Source organism: Streptomyces sp. NPDC006463 (assembly GCF_042870715.1).
Lineage (GTDB): Bacteria > Actinomycetota > Actinomycetes > Streptomycetales > Streptomycetaceae > Streptomyces.
This window is the reverse complement of record NZ_JBIAHP010000016.1, coordinates 104,472-124,174: the sequence shown is the minus strand read 5'-3', so window position 1 is coordinate 124,174 and position 19,703 is coordinate 104,472. Positions and strand designations below refer to the sequence as shown.

General features: G+C 70.3%; 19 protein-coding genes and 1 pseudogene. 15 read left to right on the top strand and 5 right to left on the bottom strand.

The features are described 5' to 3' along the window. The first annotated feature begins 128 nt into the window (after nt 1-128). The 3 genes from ACFYOB_RS27265 (at nt 129) to ACFYOB_RS27255 (ending at nt 1,951) form a co-directional block, all read left to right on the top strand. Nucleotides 129-569, top strand: a complete 441-nt coding sequence (locus tag ACFYOB_RS27265; protein ID WP_388563751.1) for an SRPBCC family protein — start codon at nt 129-131, stop codon at nt 567-569. A gap of 255 nt (nt 570-824) precedes the next feature. Further along, nucleotides 825-1,394, top strand: a complete 570-nt coding sequence (locus tag ACFYOB_RS27260) for a matrixin family metalloprotease (protein ID WP_388563749.1) — start codon at nt 825-827, stop codon at nt 1,392-1,394. A 2-nt stretch (nt 1,395-1,396) separates the two neighbouring features. Then, a complete protein-coding gene (locus ACFYOB_RS27255; RefSeq protein ID WP_388563747.1) occupies nt 1,397-1,951 on the top strand; it encodes a hypothetical protein in 555 nt (184 codons plus the stop codon). Nucleotides 1,952-2,288: 337 nt separating this feature from the next. On the opposite strand, the gene ACFYOB_RS27250 is transcribed toward ACFYOB_RS27255, so the two are convergent. Beyond that, nucleotides 2,289-2,978 carry a hypothetical protein gene (locus ACFYOB_RS27250; RefSeq protein ID WP_388563745.1) on the bottom strand — a complete coding sequence of 230 codons (690 nt, stop codon included), beginning with the start codon at nt 2,976-2,978 and terminating at the stop codon, nt 2,289-2,291. Nucleotides 2,979-3,067: 89 nt separating this feature from the next. On the opposite strand from ACFYOB_RS27250, the gene ACFYOB_RS27245 reads away from it, so the two are divergent. After that, nucleotides 3,068-3,388, top strand: a complete 321-nt coding sequence (locus tag ACFYOB_RS27245) for a hypothetical protein (RefSeq protein ID WP_388563743.1) — start codon at nt 3,068-3,070, stop codon at nt 3,386-3,388. A gap of 557 nt (nt 3,389-3,945) precedes the next feature. Here ACFYOB_RS27245 and ACFYOB_RS27240 read toward each other — a convergent pair. Both ACFYOB_RS27240 and ACFYOB_RS27235 read right to left on the bottom strand, forming a co-directional pair. Continuing rightward, nucleotides 3,946-5,079 (bottom strand): serine hydrolase domain-containing protein, encoded by a 1,134-nt coding sequence (locus ACFYOB_RS27240; RefSeq protein WP_388563871.1) that lies wholly within the window; start codon nt 5,077-5,079, stop codon nt 3,946-3,948. Between the two features lie 200 nt (nt 5,080-5,279). Beyond that, the gene (locus tag ACFYOB_RS27235) at nt 5,280-6,179 is read right to left on the bottom strand and encodes an alpha/beta hydrolase (protein ID WP_388563741.1); all 900 of its coding nucleotides are present in this window, start codon (nt 6,177-6,179) and stop codon (nt 5,280-5,282) included. 107 nt (nt 6,180-6,286) lie between these two features. On the opposite strand from ACFYOB_RS27235, the gene ACFYOB_RS27230 reads away from it, so the two are divergent. Together ACFYOB_RS27230 and ACFYOB_RS27225 are read left to right on the top strand one after the other, a co-directional pair. After that, entirely contained in the window at nt 6,287-7,321 is a 1,035-nt protein-coding gene (locus tag ACFYOB_RS27230; RefSeq protein ID WP_388563739.1) for a PucR family transcriptional regulator, read from the top strand. Between the two features lie 37 nt (nt 7,322-7,358). Then, nucleotides 7,359-7,730, top strand: a complete 372-nt coding sequence (locus ACFYOB_RS27225; protein WP_388563737.1) for a hypothetical protein — start codon at nt 7,359-7,361, stop codon at nt 7,728-7,730. 56 nt (nt 7,731-7,786) lie between these two features. Here the strand turns inward: ACFYOB_RS27225 and ACFYOB_RS27220 are convergent, their stop codons facing one another. Beyond that, entirely contained in the window at nt 7,787-8,632 is an 846-nt protein-coding gene (locus tag ACFYOB_RS27220; protein ID WP_388563869.1) for a sulfotransferase domain-containing protein, read from the bottom strand. A gap of 431 nt (nt 8,633-9,063) precedes the next feature. On the opposite strand from ACFYOB_RS27220, the gene ACFYOB_RS27215 reads away from it, so the two are divergent. From ACFYOB_RS27215 to ACFYOB_RS27190, 6 genes are all read left to right on the top strand, one after another. Next, entirely contained in the window at nt 9,064-9,273 is a 210-nt protein-coding gene (locus tag ACFYOB_RS27215; protein ID WP_388563735.1) for a hypothetical protein, read from the top strand. A gap of 184 nt (nt 9,274-9,457) precedes the next feature. Further along, nucleotides 9,458-10,072 carry a restriction endonuclease gene (locus ACFYOB_RS27210; RefSeq protein WP_388563733.1) on the top strand — a complete coding sequence of 205 codons (615 nt, stop codon included), beginning with the start codon at nt 9,458-9,460 and terminating at the stop codon, nt 10,070-10,072. A gap of 52 nt (nt 10,073-10,124) precedes the next feature. Further along, on the top strand, nt 10,125-10,622 hold the full coding sequence (locus ACFYOB_RS27205) for a GNAT family N-acetyltransferase (RefSeq protein ID WP_388563731.1): 498 nt from the start codon (nt 10,125-10,127) through the stop codon (nt 10,620-10,622). 109 nt (nt 10,623-10,731) lie between these two features. Next, entirely contained in the window at nt 10,732-11,316 is a 585-nt protein-coding gene (locus tag ACFYOB_RS27200) for a hypothetical protein (protein ID WP_388563729.1), read from the top strand. A 265-nt stretch (nt 11,317-11,581) separates the two neighbouring features. After that, a complete protein-coding gene (locus ACFYOB_RS27195; RefSeq protein ID WP_388563727.1) occupies nt 11,582-13,492 on the top strand; it encodes a hypothetical protein in 1,911 nt (636 codons plus the stop codon). 468 nt (nt 13,493-13,960) lie between these two features. Then, nucleotides 13,961-14,398, top strand: coding sequence for a hypothetical protein (locus tag ACFYOB_RS27190; RefSeq protein WP_388563725.1), 438 nt, complete (start codon nt 13,961-13,963; stop codon nt 14,396-14,398). A 124-nt stretch (nt 14,399-14,522) separates the two neighbouring features. On the opposite strand, the pseudogene ACFYOB_RS27185 reads toward ACFYOB_RS27190, so the two are convergent. Continuing rightward, nucleotides 14,523-14,845 (bottom strand): annotated as a pseudogene (locus tag ACFYOB_RS27185) (GNAT family N-acetyltransferase); the annotation flags it as partial. Between the two features lie 184 nt (nt 14,846-15,029). Between ACFYOB_RS27185 and ACFYOB_RS27180 the strand changes: the two are divergent. From ACFYOB_RS27180 to ACFYOB_RS27170, 3 genes are read left to right on the top strand one after another with little or no spacing between them, the layout of a single operon-like run. Next, nucleotides 15,030-15,374 (top strand): hypothetical protein, encoded by a 345-nt coding sequence (locus tag ACFYOB_RS27180; protein WP_388563723.1) that lies wholly within the window; start codon nt 15,030-15,032, stop codon nt 15,372-15,374. A gap of 4 nt (nt 15,375-15,378) precedes the next feature. Then, the gene (locus tag ACFYOB_RS27175; protein WP_388563721.1) at nt 15,379-18,198 is read left to right on the top strand and encodes a caspase family protein; all 2,820 of its coding nucleotides are present in this window, start codon (nt 15,379-15,381) and stop codon (nt 18,196-18,198) included. Beyond that, the gene (locus ACFYOB_RS27170) at nt 18,195-19,652 is read left to right on the top strand and encodes an extracellular solute-binding protein (protein WP_388563719.1); all 1,458 of its coding nucleotides are present in this window, start codon (nt 18,195-18,197) and stop codon (nt 19,650-19,652) included. The genes ACFYOB_RS27175 and ACFYOB_RS27170 overlap by 4 nt, the downstream gene beginning before the upstream one ends. The last annotated feature ends 51 nt before the right edge of the window (nt 19,653-19,703 follow it).

The window sequence follows — 19,703 nt, the reverse complement described above, 5'->3', positions numbered from 1 at the left end:
CGTCACGTGTGAGTAATTAACCACACAGCTGCGTGTGTGAGGAAAACCCGACCGCCGCCACCGACGCGCCGCCCGCCATCCACACCCACTTACCCATCGCCAGATCCACCGAGAGGACGACACACACCATGTTCACCATCGACGAGACCGCCCCCGTCATCGTCCGCCTGTCCATCGCGATCGACGCCCCGCTGGAGCGCGTCTGGGCGCTGCACACCGACATCGACTCCTGGGCGAGTTGGAACGCGGACGTCGACCAGGCCGAGCTCGACGGCCCGCTGCTGCCCGGAAGTTCCTTCCGGTGGAAGACCCACGGCCTGGACATCACTTCCACCATCCGCGAGATCGTCCCCGGCGAGCGCGTGGTCTGGGGCGGCCCCGCAGCCGGCATCGAGGGCGTCCACGTCTGGACCTTCGAGCAGACCGCCGGCCAGGTCACCGTCCGCACCGAGGAGTCCTGGAGCGGCGCCCCCGTCGACGCCGACGCCACGGTGCTCGGCCAGGCGCTCCACGACTCCCTGACCGCCTGGCTCGCAGCCCTCAAGACCCGGGCCGAGCAGGCCGGCTGACGCCGCCTCAGCCAGCACTCTCCCAGCCCTCACCGCCGTATCCGAGAAGCGAGGTTCCCGCCATGACCAGCAAGCCGGACCCGATCGGCCACTACACCCACGCGGCCGACGAGAGGGCAACCTGCCCCCGGAGCTGGTGCCGCCCCCATCGGTTCGGGACACACGGACGACTGCCGAACACCTCGCCGCCGATCTGATCACCCACACGAGCGGCGTCGCTCGGAGTGATCACCACCGGCGCTACGATGCCGCGCCATGACCCATCCCCGTGTCCGCCCGTCAGGGCTCGCCGCGGCTACCGCCGCCGTCGTCTTCCTGGCCGTACCGCACCCCGCGATGGCCTCTTCCGCACGCGCGGCGGCCCCGTGCATCAACGGCGAGACCGAGGCACGTCACAAGAGCGCCGTGGACGAGGGGGAGATCAGGTGGACGGACGAGACCGCCTACGACGACTCCCGTAAGTGGGCGATCTCCAGCTGGTCCTACTCCGGGCGCAAGATCAAGATCTTGGCGGACGGTGCCACCACCGTCAACGACCTCGCGTTCAGGGACGTCGACAGCGGCACCGGTGACGCCGTGGCGCAGTACGTGTGGGACGACCGGATCGGGGCGACCGACGTCATCCGCTTCAACCGGAAGAAGATGACCGGTCATTCACGGGACTTCCAGCGCGCTGTGGGCGCTCACGAACTCGGTCACGCCCTGGGGCTGTGCCACAAGTCGGACGCCATCGCATCACTCATGTGGACGAAGGTGCGCGACGACCCGGCGATCACCGGACCGCAACCGGTCGACAAGGACAACTACAAGAAGCTCTGGGGCTGAGGATGAACCGCAAGACCACCGCTGCCGTGGTGTCCGTCGCCGCTCTGTGCGCGGCTGCGGCGTCGGCGTACGCCTATTGGTCGGGCAAGCCGACCACGGTCCACGCCCTGTGCTCCCCGGACCTGTCCCGGCCCGAGTACGTCGCCACCTTCGCCCATCAGGTAGCCATCGGTACGGTGACCGAACGCGTCGGGTACAAGGCGAACGGGCCGGGGCGCGGGGACGATCAGGGTGGGGTGATCCTGTCGAAGTTCACGGTGGACCGGAGGCTGAAAGGGGAGCCGCCCGCCGTGGTCACGCTCGCACAGGCCGCCCGGCGGCAGGCCGACGGATCGTTCACGACGTACGAGCCGCAGATCCAGGTGCTGGAGCCGGGGCAGCGATACACGGTGGCGATCGGGAAGAGCGTCGAGGAGGGCGGGATGTGGGTGTGGGGCGCCGACAAGATCGGCGGGCCCGGCGCCGTCTCCCAGGAGGAGGCGTGGGTGAGGGCCGTCGACTCCCGCACCCCGATCCCGGAGTCGACGGCTTGTGATGACGTGATCGACGTCAGCTAGGGCGTGTACCGACAGCGGGCGCCGGTCGCCAATCCCACTTCCGGGGCTGCCACCCCAGCGTCTTCGGCGATCAGGTCGAGCGGGCCCTCGACACGCTCCCGGAAGCCGTCGACATCGCCCCGTGCCAGTCCGTCTGGGCAGAAGCGGTGGCCTCGGCCTGGCCATTCCCGCCGACGACACCTCCAGACCCGGGTGCTCGTTCAAGTTCTCGAAGACCCCCTCACCGACTGAATGTGCTCGTCACAGCCACTCGTTGATGGGCGCGACCAGGACGGTTCAGGCGGTTGATCGCGCATCGGATCGGGCCGAGATCCACCAGGCAGGGCGTGTTCATCGGCTAGACGAGGACGTTCACGGCGCGGGCGATGACGAGGCCGAGGACGAGCAGCGAGACCAGGGCCTGGATGCTCATGGCGATCTTGGCCCAGGGCGCCAAGGGCATGACGTCGGTGGGGCTGAAGGCGGTGGCGTTGGTGAGCGCGAGGTAGAGGTAGTCGATGTAGCGCGGCCGCCAGTGCGGGGCGCTCACCTCGGGGCTGAGGTGCTGGGGGAAGGCGAGCTGGGGGGTGCGCGGCATGTGGTGGGCACGGGCTGCGGCCCCGCCGCTGTCGAGCTCGAAATACAGCAGGGAGAAAGCGAGAACGGTGATGGTCCAGACGGTCCCGCCCGCCTGCAGCAGGCTGTCGGCGGAGCTGGTCTCCTTCCCGCCGTGGATGAGATCGTCGACGAGCCGGATCGTCGACCACACGGCACTGCACGCCAAGACGCCGACCAGCGCGATCGAGGCGGCGCGCAGGGCGGTGGAGCGGCGGTCGATCCGGCCGGGATCGCCTGCGATCAGCGCCAGAAGAAGCATCCCCTCGATGACAGGGAGCACCCAGCGTTGCGCCAGGATCAGGTCGTCGGGCAGCAGCAGGGTCAGTGCGATCACAGTCACAACGGCAAGGGCCATGGGCCAGCGGGCCTCACCGACGACCACATGTTGGGTCTGCGGGGCGAGCGGGCGGGAAGTGTCGTGTCTACTCATCTGGAGTAGTCCCGCCGGACGCGCAGAGGACGGACTGGTGGCGGACAAGATCGTCGGCAGTTTCGGGCGGCGAGCCTCGGCATGGGTCGATGGTCTCGTTGATTGCGCATCGGATGGTGATGCCACGCCCCACTCGAAACAAGTCTGGTGGGCAGGAGCGGATTCGTGCGGTGGCCTGGGCGCTGCTGGGACTGGTGTTGCCCGCGGCCTCGGCTGCGATGAGCATTCCGGTCACCGGGCGGATCGCCGAGGGGACGGCATTCCTGGACGCAAGGTGCGCCGGCGAGGAGGCGGCGAAGGGGACGGCAGATTGTCTGCGCACGATCCGTGGCACGGTCCTCTCCGCCAAGAGCGCCAAGAGCGCCAAGAGCGCCAGCGTGCAGGCGGACGTTTTAGCGTGCGGTTGCTGACCCCTGTTTTGGCTCCCGCCGACCGGCCCGTACACCTCGCTGTGAACGGTGAACTGTCGCAACTGATCAAGCCTGGCGACGAGGTGGAGGTCACCACCTGGCGGGACGTCCAGGTGTCTGTCAGCCACGACGGGGTCAGCGAGAAGCTCCCGGGCTGCCGGACGAGGCCACCATGTTCGTAGGGCTCACGCTGATCGGTGTCTGGGCGACGATGGTCGCCTTCATCGCCTCGTTCGGCAGTGTCCGCCGGGTCCGCTGCCTCGTCACCAGCCGCCCCGTCACGCCCCGGGTCCCGTTCGGCCTGGCGAAGTGCCTGGCAGTGGTGGTCGTACCACTCGTCGTGGCGTACTTGCCCTCGGCATGTGGCCATCTGGGCACTGATTGCGCTCCCGGCCACGTGCGCCTCCCCGCGATGGAATCGCGACGAGTCTCCGGCCTCCCCGCCCACCGCTCATCTCAACGCCGAGGACGACCCGGCCATCTGACGTACTCCCTGCTCCGTCGGCAGAGGGACGGACGCCCCGCCAGGGCGCGGCGCCCCGGGTCCTGACCCGGTATTACGGGACGAACGCCGAGACCTGCGAGGCGGTCTCGGTCCCGGCCGGACTTCCGCTGTCGCACATCGCCTGCCGGTACAGCGCCAACAGCGCGTCGTCGATGGCGTGGTGCTGCGGCATTCCCGAGGAGTCCCGCGTGTTCCACCTCTGGAGGTTGATCGCCACGGACATCTGGCGCTTGCCGTCGGCCCGGGTCAGGGACATCGTTCCGGCTCCCCAGACCGTGCCGTCGTGGCCCCAGAAGGTCCCGCAGCCCTGGACGGTGACCTTGTGCAGACCGAGGCCGTACTCGATCGTCGATCCGTCCAGGGCGCGGACCGGCAGCGTGCGCTGCATCTGCGCCAGAGACGACCGGTTGACGATCTTGCCGTCGAGCAGCTTGCCGTAGAAGCGGTTGAGGTCCTCCATGGTCGACACCAGAGCGGCACCTGTCCCCGTCCAGGACATGTTGTAGACGCTGTAGTCGCGCGGCGCGTCGATCAGGCCGTACAGGGCCTCGTACATCCGCGAGTGCGGTCCCTCGATGCGCGGCCCGGTCGGAAAGCCGGTGTGCCGGAGCCCGGCACGCTCTATGACGTTCCGGGTGATGTACTCCTCGGCCGTGGTACCGGTCACCTGCTCGAGGAGTTGGCCGAGGAGCAGGTAGTTGGTGTTGGAGTACACCCCTTCAGGGCCTCCGGGCTCGCCGACGGGAGGCGCCGCGAGCCCCATCTCGATCAGCTCGGCCGGGCGGAACTGCCGGAACCGGTTGTCGTCCAGGCTCTTGGCCGAGACGTCCGGCCGAGAAGGGAACCCCTGGAGCGACGGGAACGCGTAGGGGATGTAGTCGGGGATGCCGCTGGTGTGGTTGAGCAGCATCCGAACCGTGATCTTCTTGCCGCGCTCTCCCGGCACCAGTCGCGGCAGATAGCCGCCGATCGGCGCGTCGAGGCGGATCCGGCCCTGCTCGACCTGCTGCATGACTGCGGCGGCGGTGAAGGTCTTGGTGACGCTGCCGACGCGGTGCCGCATGTCGGGCGTGACGGGCCGGCCGGTCCTGACATCGGCGACCCCGGAAGCGCCGCTCCATGTCCGGCCGGCATCACGCACCTCGGCGTACACCCCCGGCACCCCCGCGCGGTGTACACCGTCCATGGCGGACTTCAGCGGGGTGTTGCCGTCGGCCGGCACCGCACTCCTCCCGTCGGGCGAGGGAGCTGCCGCCACCGTGCCGGTACAAGCGATCAGCGCGGCCGCGCTCGCGCACAACACCATTCGCATATTCATGACGTGCGTCCTTTCGTGATCAATGAGTGCAATGGGGGAACTCCCCCGTGCCGTTCGGCGTCCATGGCTCACTCGGCCAGCGCGCGACGCAGGGCGGCGCCGAGTTCGGCGATCTGGCGCTGCGAGACGTCGGCCGAGAGGATCGCCTGGGATCCGTGGAAGGTGCCGGGCCACTGATGGAGCTCGACCGACACGCCCGCCTGCATCAGGCGCACCGCGTACGCGATGCCCTCGTCGCGGTTCGGACAGAACTCCGCGGTGGCGATGTAGGCCGGTGGCAGGCCGGACAGGTCGGTGGCCCGCGCGGGGGCTGCGTACGGTGTGGCGGGCCGGGAGCCCAGGTAGTGCCGCCACGCCGCGGTGAGCTTGCCGCGATCGAACCAGGGCGTGTCGGTGAAGTTCCGCGCCGACCACGTCTCCTGCCGGTCGTCCAGTCCGGGCTGGTTGAGCAGTTGGAAGCGGATCGCGGGCCCCTGCTCGTCACGTGCCCGCAAGGCCACCGCGGCCGCGAGGTTCGCACCGGCGCTGTGACCGCCGACCGCTATCCGCGCCGGGTCGATGCCGAGTTCGACGGCGTGCTCGGCCGCCCAGGTCAGTACCGCGTACGTGTCGTCCAGGGCGGCCGGGAACCGGTGCTCGGGCGCCAGGCGGTAGCCCACCGAGATCACCACCGCCCCGGAGAGGTCCGCCACCCGGGCGGCCCAGGGATGTTCGGTGTCCAGGTCACCGAAGACTCCGCCGCCACCGTGCAGCCAGACGACGGCGCCTTGCGCGTGGCGGCGCGGTCGATAGACCCGCACCGCCACGTCCGGATCAGCGGACACCGTACGGTCCTCGACCGCCATGTTCGAGGTGTCCGGCGCCGGCGCGGCGGCGGCACGCGCGGCGAACTCCTTGCGCGAGGTGACCGGGTCGTTCAGGTCCAAGTGCGGGAGGAACGGGATGAAGGCTTCGAGTTCGGGATCCATGACGACCATCCTCACGGTCCGTCACCCAGGGGTCATCCGCCATCCGTCGCGCATACCGCTCCGATCACGCACCGATCGGCGCACGCTTGTCCTTCTATCCTTCCGCCATGGAAGCACTGGCCGTACGGCTGTCGGGACTGGATCCGTATGTCGACGGCGCGATGCGCATCGTCGCCTTCTACGACACGCTGATGCGCCGACGGGTGGATCTCCCGGCGCTCGCAAGGGCCTCGGCGGGCCTGGCCGAGTGCGTGGCCGGGATCCGGCTCCACGGCACGGGGCGGGCGATCCGCATCTCGCCCGACGGCAGGCAGGCGTCCGACACGCCGTCACCCGCTTCCACCACCGCGCCGATCACCCTCGACGAGGAGGAGATCGGCACGGCGTGGCTGGAACGCCCCGGCCCACCGAGCCCGCTCGACGACGTGCTCCTCGACCGGCTCGCCATCGCCGCCGCGGCCGTCGCCGAGCGGTACGGCCCGGCCCGCACCACCATGGCCGACCCCGCCCTCGTCGAACTGGCGATCAGCCCCGACAGCGACGAGACGGCCAGAGCACGGGCGCTACGACTCTTGGGTTTCGCCGCCGACCTGCCGGTCCACGTGGTCGCCGTGCGGTCGCAGCTTGCGCTCGACCGGATCTGCGGCCTCCTCTGCCCGGCCCGCCCGGTGAAGGCGGCGCTGCTCGCGGACGTGGGCGTCATCCTGGCCACCACCATCGCCGCAGACCGTTTTCCGGCAGGCGTACGCGCTGGGATCAGCGCCGCCGACAGCCCCGACCGATCCTGGCGGGAAGCCCGCACCGCGCTCCGCTTCACGACCCCGCGCGAACCCGTGATGCGCTATGCCGACCTGGGCGCGCTGTCGCTCCTGGCCGAGGTGCCCCAGGACACCGCGCGCCGCAACGCCGACGTGGCCGCCATCGCCCGGATCGCCGACAGCCCGGAAGACCTGGAAACGCTGGACACCTACTGCGCCACCGGCTCTCTGCGCCGGGCCGCAGACCTCCTCCACCTGCACCACAGCAGCATCGCCCGGCGACTCGAACAGATCGCGAAGACCCTGGACATCGAGCTCACCGAACCCACCGGACTGACACGGGCCAGGCTCGCCCTCACCGCGTGGCGGCTGCTGAACGACTGACGGCGGGCGGGGCGGGCGCCTCTGCAAGACTCACCGCATGAGAGTTCGATGCACCAAGATCGTCCACCCGCAGGCCGATCTCCCCGTTGCGGAGTACGACGGAATCCGGGTTGGCGGCATCTACACCGTGTTGGAGATCGAGGTCCTCGCCGACAGCGAGGTACAGATCCGCGTGTTGGGCGAGGACTCCGAGGAGCCCGGACTGTTCTGGGACGTCGCCGACTTCGACGTGCTCGATGCCGGCATGCCGGCGTGCTGGGCCCTCGTGCTGGACAACCGCGGCCTGAGTCTGGCACCCGCACTGTGGCAGCGCCCGGGCTTCTGGACCGATTACTACCGCCGGGACCCGCGGGCGCTGGCCGACTTCGAGACCGTCAAGCGTGAACTGCTCGACGACTCCGCGCTGTAGGTGACCGCCGGGTGGGATTCGGCGGCCGGATCTTCGACCCGGGTGAAAGGCCCGGCTCAGGGGCGGCCGGAGCTCGCCGAGTCCGCTGCGAGAGCCGCCTCGTGCCACTCCGGCGCGAGGCGATGTCGTACGGCGTCATTCACGTACGAGATCTGCCCCGCGGTGAGGTAGTCGTGGAACCCGCCGATGACGCCCCTGCGGGTCTTGTAGGACTCAGGATCCCCGGGCAAGCCCGGTCGCAGCCGCTGGGTACGTAGAGCGTCGGAAATCTCCATGGCGCGCATGGCCTTGAAGTTCGCGAAATGAACCGCGTTGCGCAGGGTTTCGTCAGTGGCAGGGAGCAGGCCGCAGAAGTTGAGTACGCGCGCGAGCTCCCCGGCGGTATCGGCGGTCAGGGCCTCGTACGAAGTGAGCAGGAACGAGGCGGGAACGTCCTGCCGGGCGTGCCAGATGTTCCACCACGCCAGGCAGGTGTGCACGCTTCCCTCTTCCTCGGTCAGGAAGTCCCCCAGCCCGGCCGTGTAGGGATTTCCCTTCCCGCGCGTCCGCTTGAAGTAGTGCGAGACGGCCGTGTCCCGGATGTCACGGAGCAGGAACACGACCTTGCGGTCACGGTAGAAGTCCTTGTCCCAGGAGAGTTCGGCCGGTGTCCGCCAGGCGACTCGGTCGTCGTGCCAGAAGACGATGCGGGGAATCGTCGAGTCGGCGTTGCTGAAATCGGTCAGCTCCAGGTCCCGGCAGACTTCCATCGGTATCCCGTGAGTTGCCGAGATGGCCTTGGCCATCAGCAGGCGCAGCCAGGTCCGGCCACACGCGGGAAAGGAGATGAGGTAGACATCGCCCTCTGCGTCAACCGTCTTTGGCGGGTCGGCGAGGGGGCGGCGAAGGGCATGGGGGTCCATCACGGCAGTCCGTTCCTCTCGGGCTCTGACAACACAGCGCCGGGCTGTTCACCGCGGCGAACACGGGTCCCGACCCATGGCGAATCCGGTACGCCCCGGGCGATCCGCGTACCTGGACGGGCCCCGGGTGTGGTGACGAACGTCAGCAATGGTCGTCCCGGTCCTCCCTTGCCACAACGGCGTCGGTGCACCGCCCGGCGGCATGACGGGGCGCACAACGGCGCACGCTCGGCCTGGCGCATGGTGGTACCGGCCGACGGCGTTGAGCCCGAGGACGTCTTCGAACACGCGGCCCCGCGGAATCCGGCCAGCGCGTCGCGTTGCCGCCAATCACCAGCGATCTGGCCACAGCGCCGCCGGCCTCGGGCTACACAGGAACGAGGGGCTGTCGTCCGCTGCCCCGCGGGGGTTCTGGCGGGGGGACTGGGCGCTTGTTGACGATCAACGTGGCAGTACTGCTGGTGGTCATCGTCGTTCTGCGGCTGCGTCGGCGCACACAGGCCCGGACCCGGTTCGACGAGAAGATGACCGTGATCATCGTTCTGGCGCTGGGGATCGTCCTCGCTCCCACCGAGGTCGGTCAGGGCATCGCCGACTTCCTTGGCCAGCTCGTCGGCGGCGTCTCCCAGGCCGGCCAGTGACCATCACATACCGTCTCCCTCTTCCGGCCGGGTGGTGCGCCGCGGCCTCGCAACACGCTGCCCATCCCTGCCCGGGGAGCATCAGGTGAGCGGGCGTCGTCCTGTCCGGCGTTCCGGTCGGCGGCCTACGCGGCTCCGGCGGCCCCGGCGGCGACGGCAGCGGAAGGAACAACGCCTGGAGCAGGTGGTCCTCGCCGCTCTCGCGGTCGCGGTTCTGTTCAGCCTGGCGACGGCCGCGCTGCGGTGGCTGTCCGCCCGCCCCTGGACCGTGGCCGCCGTACTGCTGGCGGCAGCCGCGGTCTTCGCCGCGTGGGCGTGGCGCCGCACGGAGGCCGCCCGGTGGGACCAGGTACGGGCGAGCGGCCTGCGCTACGTGCTCGGACAGCTCGATGGTCTGCATCATCGGGAGTTCGAGTTCGCGGTGCGGGACCTGATGCGCCGCGACGGCTGCGCGGACGCGCGACAGGTCGGCGGACGCGGCGACAACGGCGCCGACGTCAAGGCCACCGACCCGTACGGGCGCCGGTGGGTCATCCAGTGCAAGCACCGGAAGGACGGCTGGTCGGGGAAGCCTGTCGGCACCCCCGACCTCCACGTCCTCAACGGCACGGGCAGGCAGGTCCACCACGGCGACGTCCTGGTCATGCTCACCAACGGCCGGATCACCGACAACGCGGCCCAGTTCGCCAAGTCCCAACGACTGCACCTTGTCGACCGCCACCTCCTCGCCGAATGGGCCGGCGGATCGCGCCCACTGTGGGACCTCCTGCGCGCCCTCCCCCCGACCGGCAGGGCATGACGGGGTTCGAAGCGCACGAGCGGCCGTCCGACCCGCTCGGTAGCATGATCGGATGATTGAGGTTCGTGACGCTGGTCCGGATGACGGTGACGTGCTCGGTGAGATCCATGCCACCGCCTGGGAGGCGGCCTACGCCCCCTTCTTCGAGCCGGAGTTCGCCGCCCGTGGAGTGCTCAGCAGGCGTAACCGATGGCACGCGCGAATCAGCGAAGGGGCCGGGACGATCCTGCTTGCCGTCCTCGATGGCCGCCCCGTGGCGCTGTCCGTCTTTCTGCCGTCTCCGACCAGGCCGGGTGCCGCGGAGATCAGTAGCTTCTACAGTCACCCGGACAGCTGGGGCAGCGGTGTCGCCCCCGCGTTGATGACCGGGACGCTGCTCCGCCTCCGCGATGAGGGATTCGCCCGGGTGCATTTGTGGACGTTGCGTGACACCCCGCGATCCCGCCGCTTCTATACCAAGTGCGGCTTCACCGAATCCGGCGCCGCACGGGTCTTCGACTTCGGCGACGGCAACCCCCTCGCCCAGGTCGAATACGAGCGAACCTGTTGATCTCCGGTCTGAGTGGGCGTCGGCCAGCTGCACGTTCGATTCGGCCAGGAATCCGCAGCGATCAGGCCACTTCGGACGGATGGGTTCGGGCGGCTGACAGGATCGGAGAATGGCGAGCTTCGGTGAGCACGTACAACGGCACGCACCGTCATACGTAGGCCTGGCGGCCGTCATCGGCACCGTCATCGCCGGCTACCTCCAGGCCGACAGCGTGCTGGAGACCGGCCGGGCTCAGGCGCGCAGCACGATCGAAGCCGCGAAAGCCCAGATCGCGGGCCAGCAGGCCACCGCCCGCACCAATGAACAGATCACCCGCTACGGGGAGTTGATCCAGGCATCGAACCGAGTCCGGTTCCTGATGCAGCGGTTCGAGCGGCTCGACGAGCAGTCCAGACGGGATCCGGCCGTCATCGCCGGTCTGCGGCAAGGCAATGACGACCTCGCCGCCCGTGCTGCGTCGGCTGCCGTCATTCTCGGCAGTCACCCGAGCCCGTCGGTGCGCACGAACGCCAAGGGCATCGCCTTCACCCTGCCCTACGCCGCCCGGTGCGTGGAGACGGGCCTGCCGGGCAATGACGACAGCGGCTACCGGGTCGACTATCCCGACCACGGGAAGGTGAGCTGCGTGGAGCTGGCCCAGTGGCTGGACGGTCACGAGAAGGCCTTGGCCGCCGAGCCGCCCACCTTTCCCTGACACCTCCGCGCGGGTCAGCGGAACGGGACGAAGTCCGTTGACCGGTCGCGCCGCTGCCTCCGGCCCTCGCTCCAACTCTGGCTCGGGCCGCTACCCCTGCCGCTGTTTCTGTCACACGATCGGATGTCGTTACGACCCCATCCGGTGGGACACGTCCCGACTCCCCCATCTCCAGGTCCGGATGCGTGCATGGTGGGTCCAGCTTTCGGCGTCCCGGCACCCTTCGCCCGGCGCGCCCGTCGAGCGACGGAAGGGCCTGTAACAGATGGCGATCGCGAGGACCCTGCTGCCCGCCCTGCTCTCCTTGACACTGACGGGCGTTCCCGCAGTGCTCCCCGACCCCAACGCGGCAGCAGTCGTGCCCTACGACGGGCAGACCGACCGCGAAACCGCCCTGTTCAGCGTGAAGTCCACCAACAACGCGGCGGCCCAGGCCTTCACCGTTTCCGGCACCCAGCTTTCCCGGGTCAGTGTCTACCTGGGCAGTGGTGCCGCGACCGGAACCGTGACCGCCCAGGTCCGCCGGGTCCGCACCGACGCCGGGTCGGTGATCGCGTCGAAGACGCTGGACCTCGCCGACCTGGGCGGGGCCGGCGCGGGCTGGGTCGAATTCCCTGTCAGCGCCGCCGTCACCGCGGACGCCACGTATTACCTGTTCGTCCAGGCGACCACGGCGGAGAGCAAGCCCATCGCCTGGTACGGCACGCGGCAGTCCGTACCCGGCTCGCTGACCAGCTGGAACTACGACAGGACGTACTGGGGCGGCTGGCACGCCGACGCCTCCCGGCTGGCCTTCCACGTGAATCCCACCGGGAGCGCGCGCTGCGGGGAGACGGAGCCCTGCTACGTGCCCACCTCGGCGCTGGCCGCCCGTACCTCGGGACTGCTGACCAACCGGGTGACCACCGAGGCCGTGCTGCCCTCCTTCGCCGTAGGCGCCTCCTATGTGGACGGCAGCAACGTGCTGCGTCTGCCGTCCGGCCGGTGGCGGTACCTGCCGGACGGAGCCTCCGCGTCCACCGTGGTCGCGGCGGACGACCCGGGCGCCCTCGCGCAGGTCGACGAGAGCCGCGCCTGGCTGGCCGCGGGCCAGGTGCCGGGGACCACCGCCGCGCAGCGGGCTGGTGCGCAGCGCGCCCTGCTGTCGATGCGGGCGCTGCTGAAGCCGGGCGGCGCGTTCGCCGCGGGATGGTCGCCGGCCTGGCAGTACTCCTGGCCCCGGGACGGTGCTTTCGCCGCCGTCGCCTTCGCCGCCACCGGGCACGACGAGGAGGCGTACCGGATCCTGGGCTACGACGCGCGTACCCAGCGGGCCGACGGGACCTGGGAGGCGCGTACCAAGCTGGACGGCAGCGGACCGCCCGACGCTCGGAAGTGGCAGCTGGACGGCAACGGCTGGGTGCCCTGGGCCACCTGGCAGTGGTACCGGGCGGCGCCGCCGGACGGGCGGGACGAACGACTGCGCGCGCTGTACCCGATGGTACGGAAGGCCGCCGACTACGCGGCGCAGTCCCTGGGGCCGGACGGGCTGCCCCCGGCGTCCCCGGACTACTGGGAGCTGGACACCGCGACCACCAACATCGGTACCGCCGCTCCGCTGCTGGCCGGGCTCAACGCCTCGGCGGACCTGGCCGCCCGGCTGGGCATGGGCGAGGACGCGGAGCGCTGGGGGGACGCGGCCCGGCGGCTGTCCGCCGGTATCGCCGACGCCTTCGCCCCGCTGGGTTACCAGCGGACCGTCGACGGCAAGCACGGCCGGGACAGTGCGGTGGCGTTCATGGCGCCCCCGTTCAACGCCGCCCCGCCCGGCCTCGGCGGAGCACTGGACTCCACCTACCGGGCGCTGCTGCTGCCCAACGGCGGTGTCTCGCCGGGCGACGACCCCGATTTCAGCTGGGGATCGTACGCCTGGACGGCCAGTACCTCCTTCTTCGCGCTCGCGTGGTCGGGGACGGGCGAGCAGGAGAGGGCGGGCAGGGTGCTGGACTGGGTTCTGTCGAAGCGGAACGGGCTGGGTGAGCTTCCCGAAACCGTGAACGGCGCCGGGCTGCCGTCCTCGGTCGCGCCCCTGGGCTGGACGGACTCGCTGGTCGTGCTCACCGCGCTGGCCCTGCAGGGCTCCCCGCAGCCCACCCCGCCGTCGCGGGCGGGTACCGCGCCGTCCATCGGGAACTGAGGCCGGGGCGGGAACCGCCACCAGCGCCCCCCCGCGACAAGGCCGAGGACGGCCGATCATGAGCAGCGGGCGTCGGCTTCCCGGTGTGATCCGTACGGGGCGCGCCGGCGCCCGGTACGGGCGAGGGATGGCTCGGACGGGGCCCGAAGGCGCAGAAGGGCCAAGACGCGCGAGCGGGGCCCTGCCGTACTTCAGGGGCTGGCCGGCCCGGGCCGTCGGGGGCATCGGTCTCGGCGCCTGCCCGATCGTCGCCGTGGACCCCGTCCCGAATGAAGGCGGCTTTTACCAAAATTGATTCCGGACGTCAAGCCACGTATTCAAGTGGTGTGACAGCCGTCCCCTCGCAGGGTTTATTTGAAGTACGCCCTCACCGGGAACCCCCGGAGAACAAGGGCCGAAACAATTACCCCCGGCCTTTTCTGCGGGACGGTATTCACCCCTCTTTTTTACACCGAATGGAGAATTATCATGTTCGAGCGTTTCTCGACCCGTCGTATCGTTCTGGCCGGAGCTTCCCTGGCGCTGGTGGGTGGCGGTATCGCCCTGCCGGCGACCGCGATGGCCGCCCCGGCCGCCGCCCCGCAGCAGGTTGTCTCCCTCGCCCACAGCGACGACAGCGCCGACGGCATCGGTACCGGCGGTGACTCCAACGCCGAGAACACCACGGTCGGTGGTACGGCCACCGGTGGCGCCGCGAACTCCGGCGTCGGCAACTGCAAGGGCAAGTGCGTGATCACCACCGGCAGCGCCACCGGCGGCAACGCCAGCGCCGACGCCACCAACCTGGGCGACGCCACGTCCGTCGGCGGCGACGGCACCGGCAAGGGCGGCACCGTGAGCAAGGTCAACAAGCAGGTCATCAAGAACCAGATCAAGCAGGACCTGAAGGCGAAGCTCGGTAAGTGAGGGCACTGACAGCCCCGCAGCCCCCGGGATCCCGTCCCGGCGAGCCGCCCCACGCAGCAGATGCCGGAGAGGCCCACAGCCTCTCCGGCATCTGCTGCGTGGGGCGACCATTCCTTCAATCGACTCATTGCGCCGGATCCAGGATCATCAGTCTTTCGGGATTCGGGAAGGGAACGAACCCGACCTTCGAATAGACCTCATGGGCGTCGAGGGTGGAAAGCAGGACGCGCTTGAGGTTGTAAGGGGCCAGGTGGTCGCGAACAGCGCCGGCCATCCAGGTACGGAGGCCTTTCCCGCGATGTGCAGGAGCCACATACACGTCACACAGCCATGCGAAGGTGGCCCGATCGGTGACGCACGCGCATAAGCGACCTGAGAGCCGGCGGAGTCATAGGTGGCAAAGTTGAGCGAGGCACGTACCGACTGCTCGACGGCTTCCCGGCTGCGACACTCGACGATCTCCTGCGTCACTCGTGCACGTGTGTGCGCCAACCGTCACGACCTGCCGCCCCGGCGCCGTTGTTCCTGGCCAAGCCCCGGCGCGCGCGGGCGCGGATCCGTACTGGACCGATGTCTCCCCACGCCCCCAAAACGCGTGCCATGATGTTGAGTTATGACCGAGGGGGAAGGTTTGGCGAACAGGGCTGTCCGCATACGCCTGGGGCAGGATGCGAGCGCGAGCGATGTCGGGGCCCTGAAGGCGTGGCTCGAACGGGAGCACAAGCTGGAGGCGCTCAGAAGCAGCGGCGCCCTGGAGATCAGGGAGCGTGCAGGGGCCGAGGAGCAGCCCGGCAGCCCGATGGGGGCCGGGCTGGAGATCCTGCTGGTCCTGGTCGGCATCGTCGGCCCCACGCTCTTCGACGACGTGTACAAGCAGGCGAAGAGCGGGGTCCAGGCGTGGCGGGAGAACCGCCGCTCCGTGGAGCGGGGCGAACCCCCGGAGGTCGAGGTCCTGCCGGACGGCGACGCGAGGTAGTCCGGTGGCGCGCTTCGACCCGCGCGGGCGGGTGAACCGGGCACTGCTCGTCGGCGTACCCGCGTACGAGTTCACGCAGCCCGGTCACCCCTTCGGAGTATCCGGCAACCTTGAGGCGGTCGAGCACAATCTCGTCGGCCTCGCGGCTGCGCTGCGCGAGGGCGGGATGTTCGGCGAGGAGGAGATCGGAGTCTTCCGGCCGCGCAACGTGCACGAATTCGACCGCCGACTGGACGAGGCCGTCGACGAGGCCGAGGGCCTGCTCCTGCTCTACTTCTCCGGACACGGCGCCGTGCCCAGCACCGGTGACGAACTGTGGCTCCTGATGGGCGCGGCAACGATCGAGGCGGGCACACAGTCGGTGTTCCGAGGCGCCGTGCCCTGGAAGAGCGTCCTGACCGTGCTGACCCACACCAACGCGGAACACGTGGTCGTCGTGCTCGACTGCTGCTACGCGGGCAATGCTTCGGCGGCTTGGGACGCGCTCGACACCTCCCAGCGGCAGCGGATCTCGCTGTTGATGAGCGTGCAGGCCAACAACCGGATCGACGCGGGGGACGACGCCACCCCGACTCCCTTCACGGCGCAGCTGATACGCCTCCTGCGCGTCGACGACGGACCCGGGGATCCCGTGGCTCCCGTGGGTTTCAAGGAACTGGCGGAGCGGCTGTGGGCGTACATGTCCACGCATCACACGACGCTGCGCGAGCCCCCAGAAAACTGGGAGCCGCAGAGCCGCCCGGCCGGTTCGGGCACGGACGTGCTGCTCGCAGCGGGCTCCGCAGCCGACGCGAACGCGCCGGACGTGCAGGGCGGGGGCCGGCCGGAGGCCGAGGCGGGCTCCGGGGCCGACGGCCCGCAGCTCCAGGGCGCGGCAGCCGAGGCAGCCGTGACGGCCGACGCGGGCGTGACAGCCGACGCGGGCGTGACACGCATGCCGTTATGGGGCCGCCGGCCGCTGTGGCCGTTTCCCGGAAGTCGCCGCCCGCGCCCTGCCGACGAGCCGGGCCGGACCGACCGTCGACGCCTCACCGGCAGGACCCGCGTGGCGGCGGTCAGCGCCGCGGTGCTCATCGTTCTCGCTGGTCTCCTCCCCGCCGGGTACCTACTCGCCGAATACCTCGCCGACGGGCGCCCCTGCAAGCCGCCGCTCGAACTCCGGCTGCTCACCGACCCCGACCTCGAGTCCACCGTGCGCAAGGCGACGGAGGTGTACCTGGTGTCGGAAGCGAACCGGGCCGACGACGGCTGCCGGCGCAATGGCATCACCGTGTACAGCGCCGGCGCCGCGGAGGTCGTCGCCGCGTTCCACGACCAGTCCGACCCGTGGCAGAGACCCACGACCGAGGCCGTCAATCCGCAGCGCGACATCGGCCCCCAGCCGGACATCTGGATTCCCGCGACTCGGGCGAGCGCCACCCGCGCCCTCCCGCCCCAAAACCAGCGCAGCTACGCGGAACTGCTCGTCGACCCCGCCCCGTTCGCCTACTCGCCCCTCGTGCTCGCCGTGCCCCAGCAGCTCGCGGCGGAGGGGATCTCCGACCGGAACGGCGGGCTCGCGACGCTGATGGATGCACTGCGCAAGCGGGACGCGAAGGCGGAGGTACGGCGTCCGGACCCGGAGCGCACGGACTCGGGCCTGGTGGCGACCATCGGCCTGTACGGTGCGGGAGGTGCCGGGGGTACGGGAGGGATGAGCGCTGCCGCCACCGCCGAACGCAGCGTCAGGCAGCCCGGACCGCCCTCGCCCACCAGCGGGGACCTACTGTGCGTCCTGCCCGACGACGACTCCGTGGACGACCGCACCGCGGCCCTGGTGCCGGAGTTCCTGCTGAAGTCCGGCGTGGGCTGCCACAGCACCACGCGGGCCCGGCGGATGGCCGCCTATCCCGATGACGCGCCGGGCCTGGACCCCACGTTCGTACGGGTGCGGTGGCGGGAGGCCGTCCGCGACGAGGCGGCCCGGCAGGACGCCGTCGAGCGGTTCCGCGCCTGGCTGACCGGCACGGGTCAGGGCTCGGCGGCGGGCGGCAAGGGGAAGGCCGGGGAGGAGATCCGGGGCGGACTGGTCGAGTTCGGCAAGGACGGCTTCCGCAGCCCCGCGGGGGAACACCGCCCCCTCGCCCCCGACCTCACCTTCAGCGGATTCGGCGCCCTGGGCAACCCCCGTAGCCTTGCCGCCCCGGCCCGCCAGGCCGCGATGGCCACGGCGCTGAAGGAGTACCGGGAGGCCAGCGGGCCCGGGCGGGTGCTGTTCCTGCTCGACAGTTCCGGCTCGATGGGCGACCTGTGGCAGGGGCCCGGCGGCGCGCCAGGCATCGTCAAGCAGTCGCTCGGCGGCCTGGGCAACCAGGACGAGTACGGCGTCTGGGCCGTCGCGGCCGCGCCCGGCGCCCCGCTCGCGCACCAGGAGCTGCTGCCGTTCGGCCGGTACCGGCGCGAGGAGGCCGAGCGTGCCATCGACCAACGGGCCCAGGTCAAGGACCTGGAGGCGGATCCGTACCAGGCCCTGGCCTCGGCCCTGGAGTACATGGCGCAGCGCGGCGCCGACGACGACCGTCCGCGGCTGATCGTCTTCATCACCGACGACGAGGACAACAACCGGCTGACCGAGGGCGGACACCTCGAAGCCTTGCGCGCGTACGCACGGGACCGGAAGGTTCCGGTGGTGATGGCATCCCTGGACAGCGGCGGCTGTGACAAGGGCAAGCCGGACGCCGTCATCTCCGAGGCGACCGGCGGGCGCTGCCTGGACACCCGGACCGATCTGGTGGCCGGGCTGCGCGACGAGGTCGCCCGAGCGGGAACAGGAGGCACCGAATGACGCCCCGCAGCAGACGGCGCGGTACGTACGGCCGGTGCCCACGCGCCCTGGCCGCGGTCCTCGTGGCGGTCCTCACGCTGGGAGCGTGCGACGGGGCCGGCGACGGCGGATCACAGGCCACGGGCCAGCCGGCTGACAACGGTGCCGCGGAGGGCGACATCGTGGTGGCCAGCGGACGTGACGTCACCGGCAAGGGCGGCGTCCGGCAGAAGCTGATCGAGCAGTGGAACCGGCAGCAGGAGGACACCGGCTCCAGCTTCCGGGCCCGCCTGGTCGAGCTGCCGGGCTCGGCGGACCAGCAGCGCAGCCAGCTGCTGGGCGCGCTGCAGTCCGGCAGTGCGGAGTACGACGTGGTCAACCTCGACGTGACCTGGGTACCGGAGTTCGCGGACGCGGGCCTGGTCCAGCAGCTCCCCGACGACCTGGTGGACGCGGATGTCATCCCGTCCGTCGCCGCCACGGCCAGCTGGGGCGGGAAGCTGTACGCCGCCCCGTTCAACAGCGATGTCGGGCTGCTCTTCTACCGCCGCGACTACCTGAAGAACGCGGGCGTCACGAACACCGAACTCGGCAAGGGCACGGAGTGGTCCACGGTCCAGCAGCTGATCGACACCATGGGTGACGCCGGTCGGAGCGCGCAGTCCGGCTACGAGAAGGGGTGGACCACCCAGCTCGCACCGTACGAGGGCCTCACTGTCAACGGCATCGAGTCGTTCGCCTCCGCCGTCGACGGCCTCCGCCTCACCGACGGGGCCGGACAGTACACCGGGTCCGTGCAGGACCTGGAGGCAGGGCTGAAGGAGCTGCGCGACCGTACCAACGCTCCGTACACCTTGGGAGATGCCAGCCGCTCCGCCGAGGCCGAATCCCTCGGCGACTTCGCCGACGGCCGAACGGCCTTCCTGCGCCACTGGCCGTACGCCTACCGCAGCCTGCACCAATCCCTGAACGACCAGCAGCTGGGGGTGGCCCCGCTGCCCGGCAGAGCGGTGCTGGGAGGCCAGAACCTGGCCGTGACCAAGGCGTCGAAGCGCGGCACCGCGGCCAAGGCGCTGATCAGGTTCCTCACCGGCCGGGACAGCGAGCGCTGTCTGCTCGACGAGGGGTTCGCGGCGACCAGGCTGTCCGCGTACAACGACAACGGCCTGACGTGCGCCACGGACAAACCCGCCGCCCCGTCTGCCACCGCGTCCCCGTCCCCGTCCCCAACCTCGTCCGCCGAGAGCACCGACCGCATGCCGCGGGACAAGCAGGGCCGCCCCGCGTACGCGCGCGACACCCTTCTCCCCGCGCTGCAGAACGCCGTCCAGCGCCCCCGTACCCCGCTGTACGGCGCCTTCACCCAGACCTTCACCACCGAACTGCGCCGCCTCTACGCCGACAAACCCCCATCGGAATTGCAACTCGCGAAGGACCTGCACGCAAAGCTGCAGAGGGCGCTGCCCCACACGTGACGACACCGCCACTGACCGCGTCGGCGCACCCGTACGGACGTGCCTTGTCAC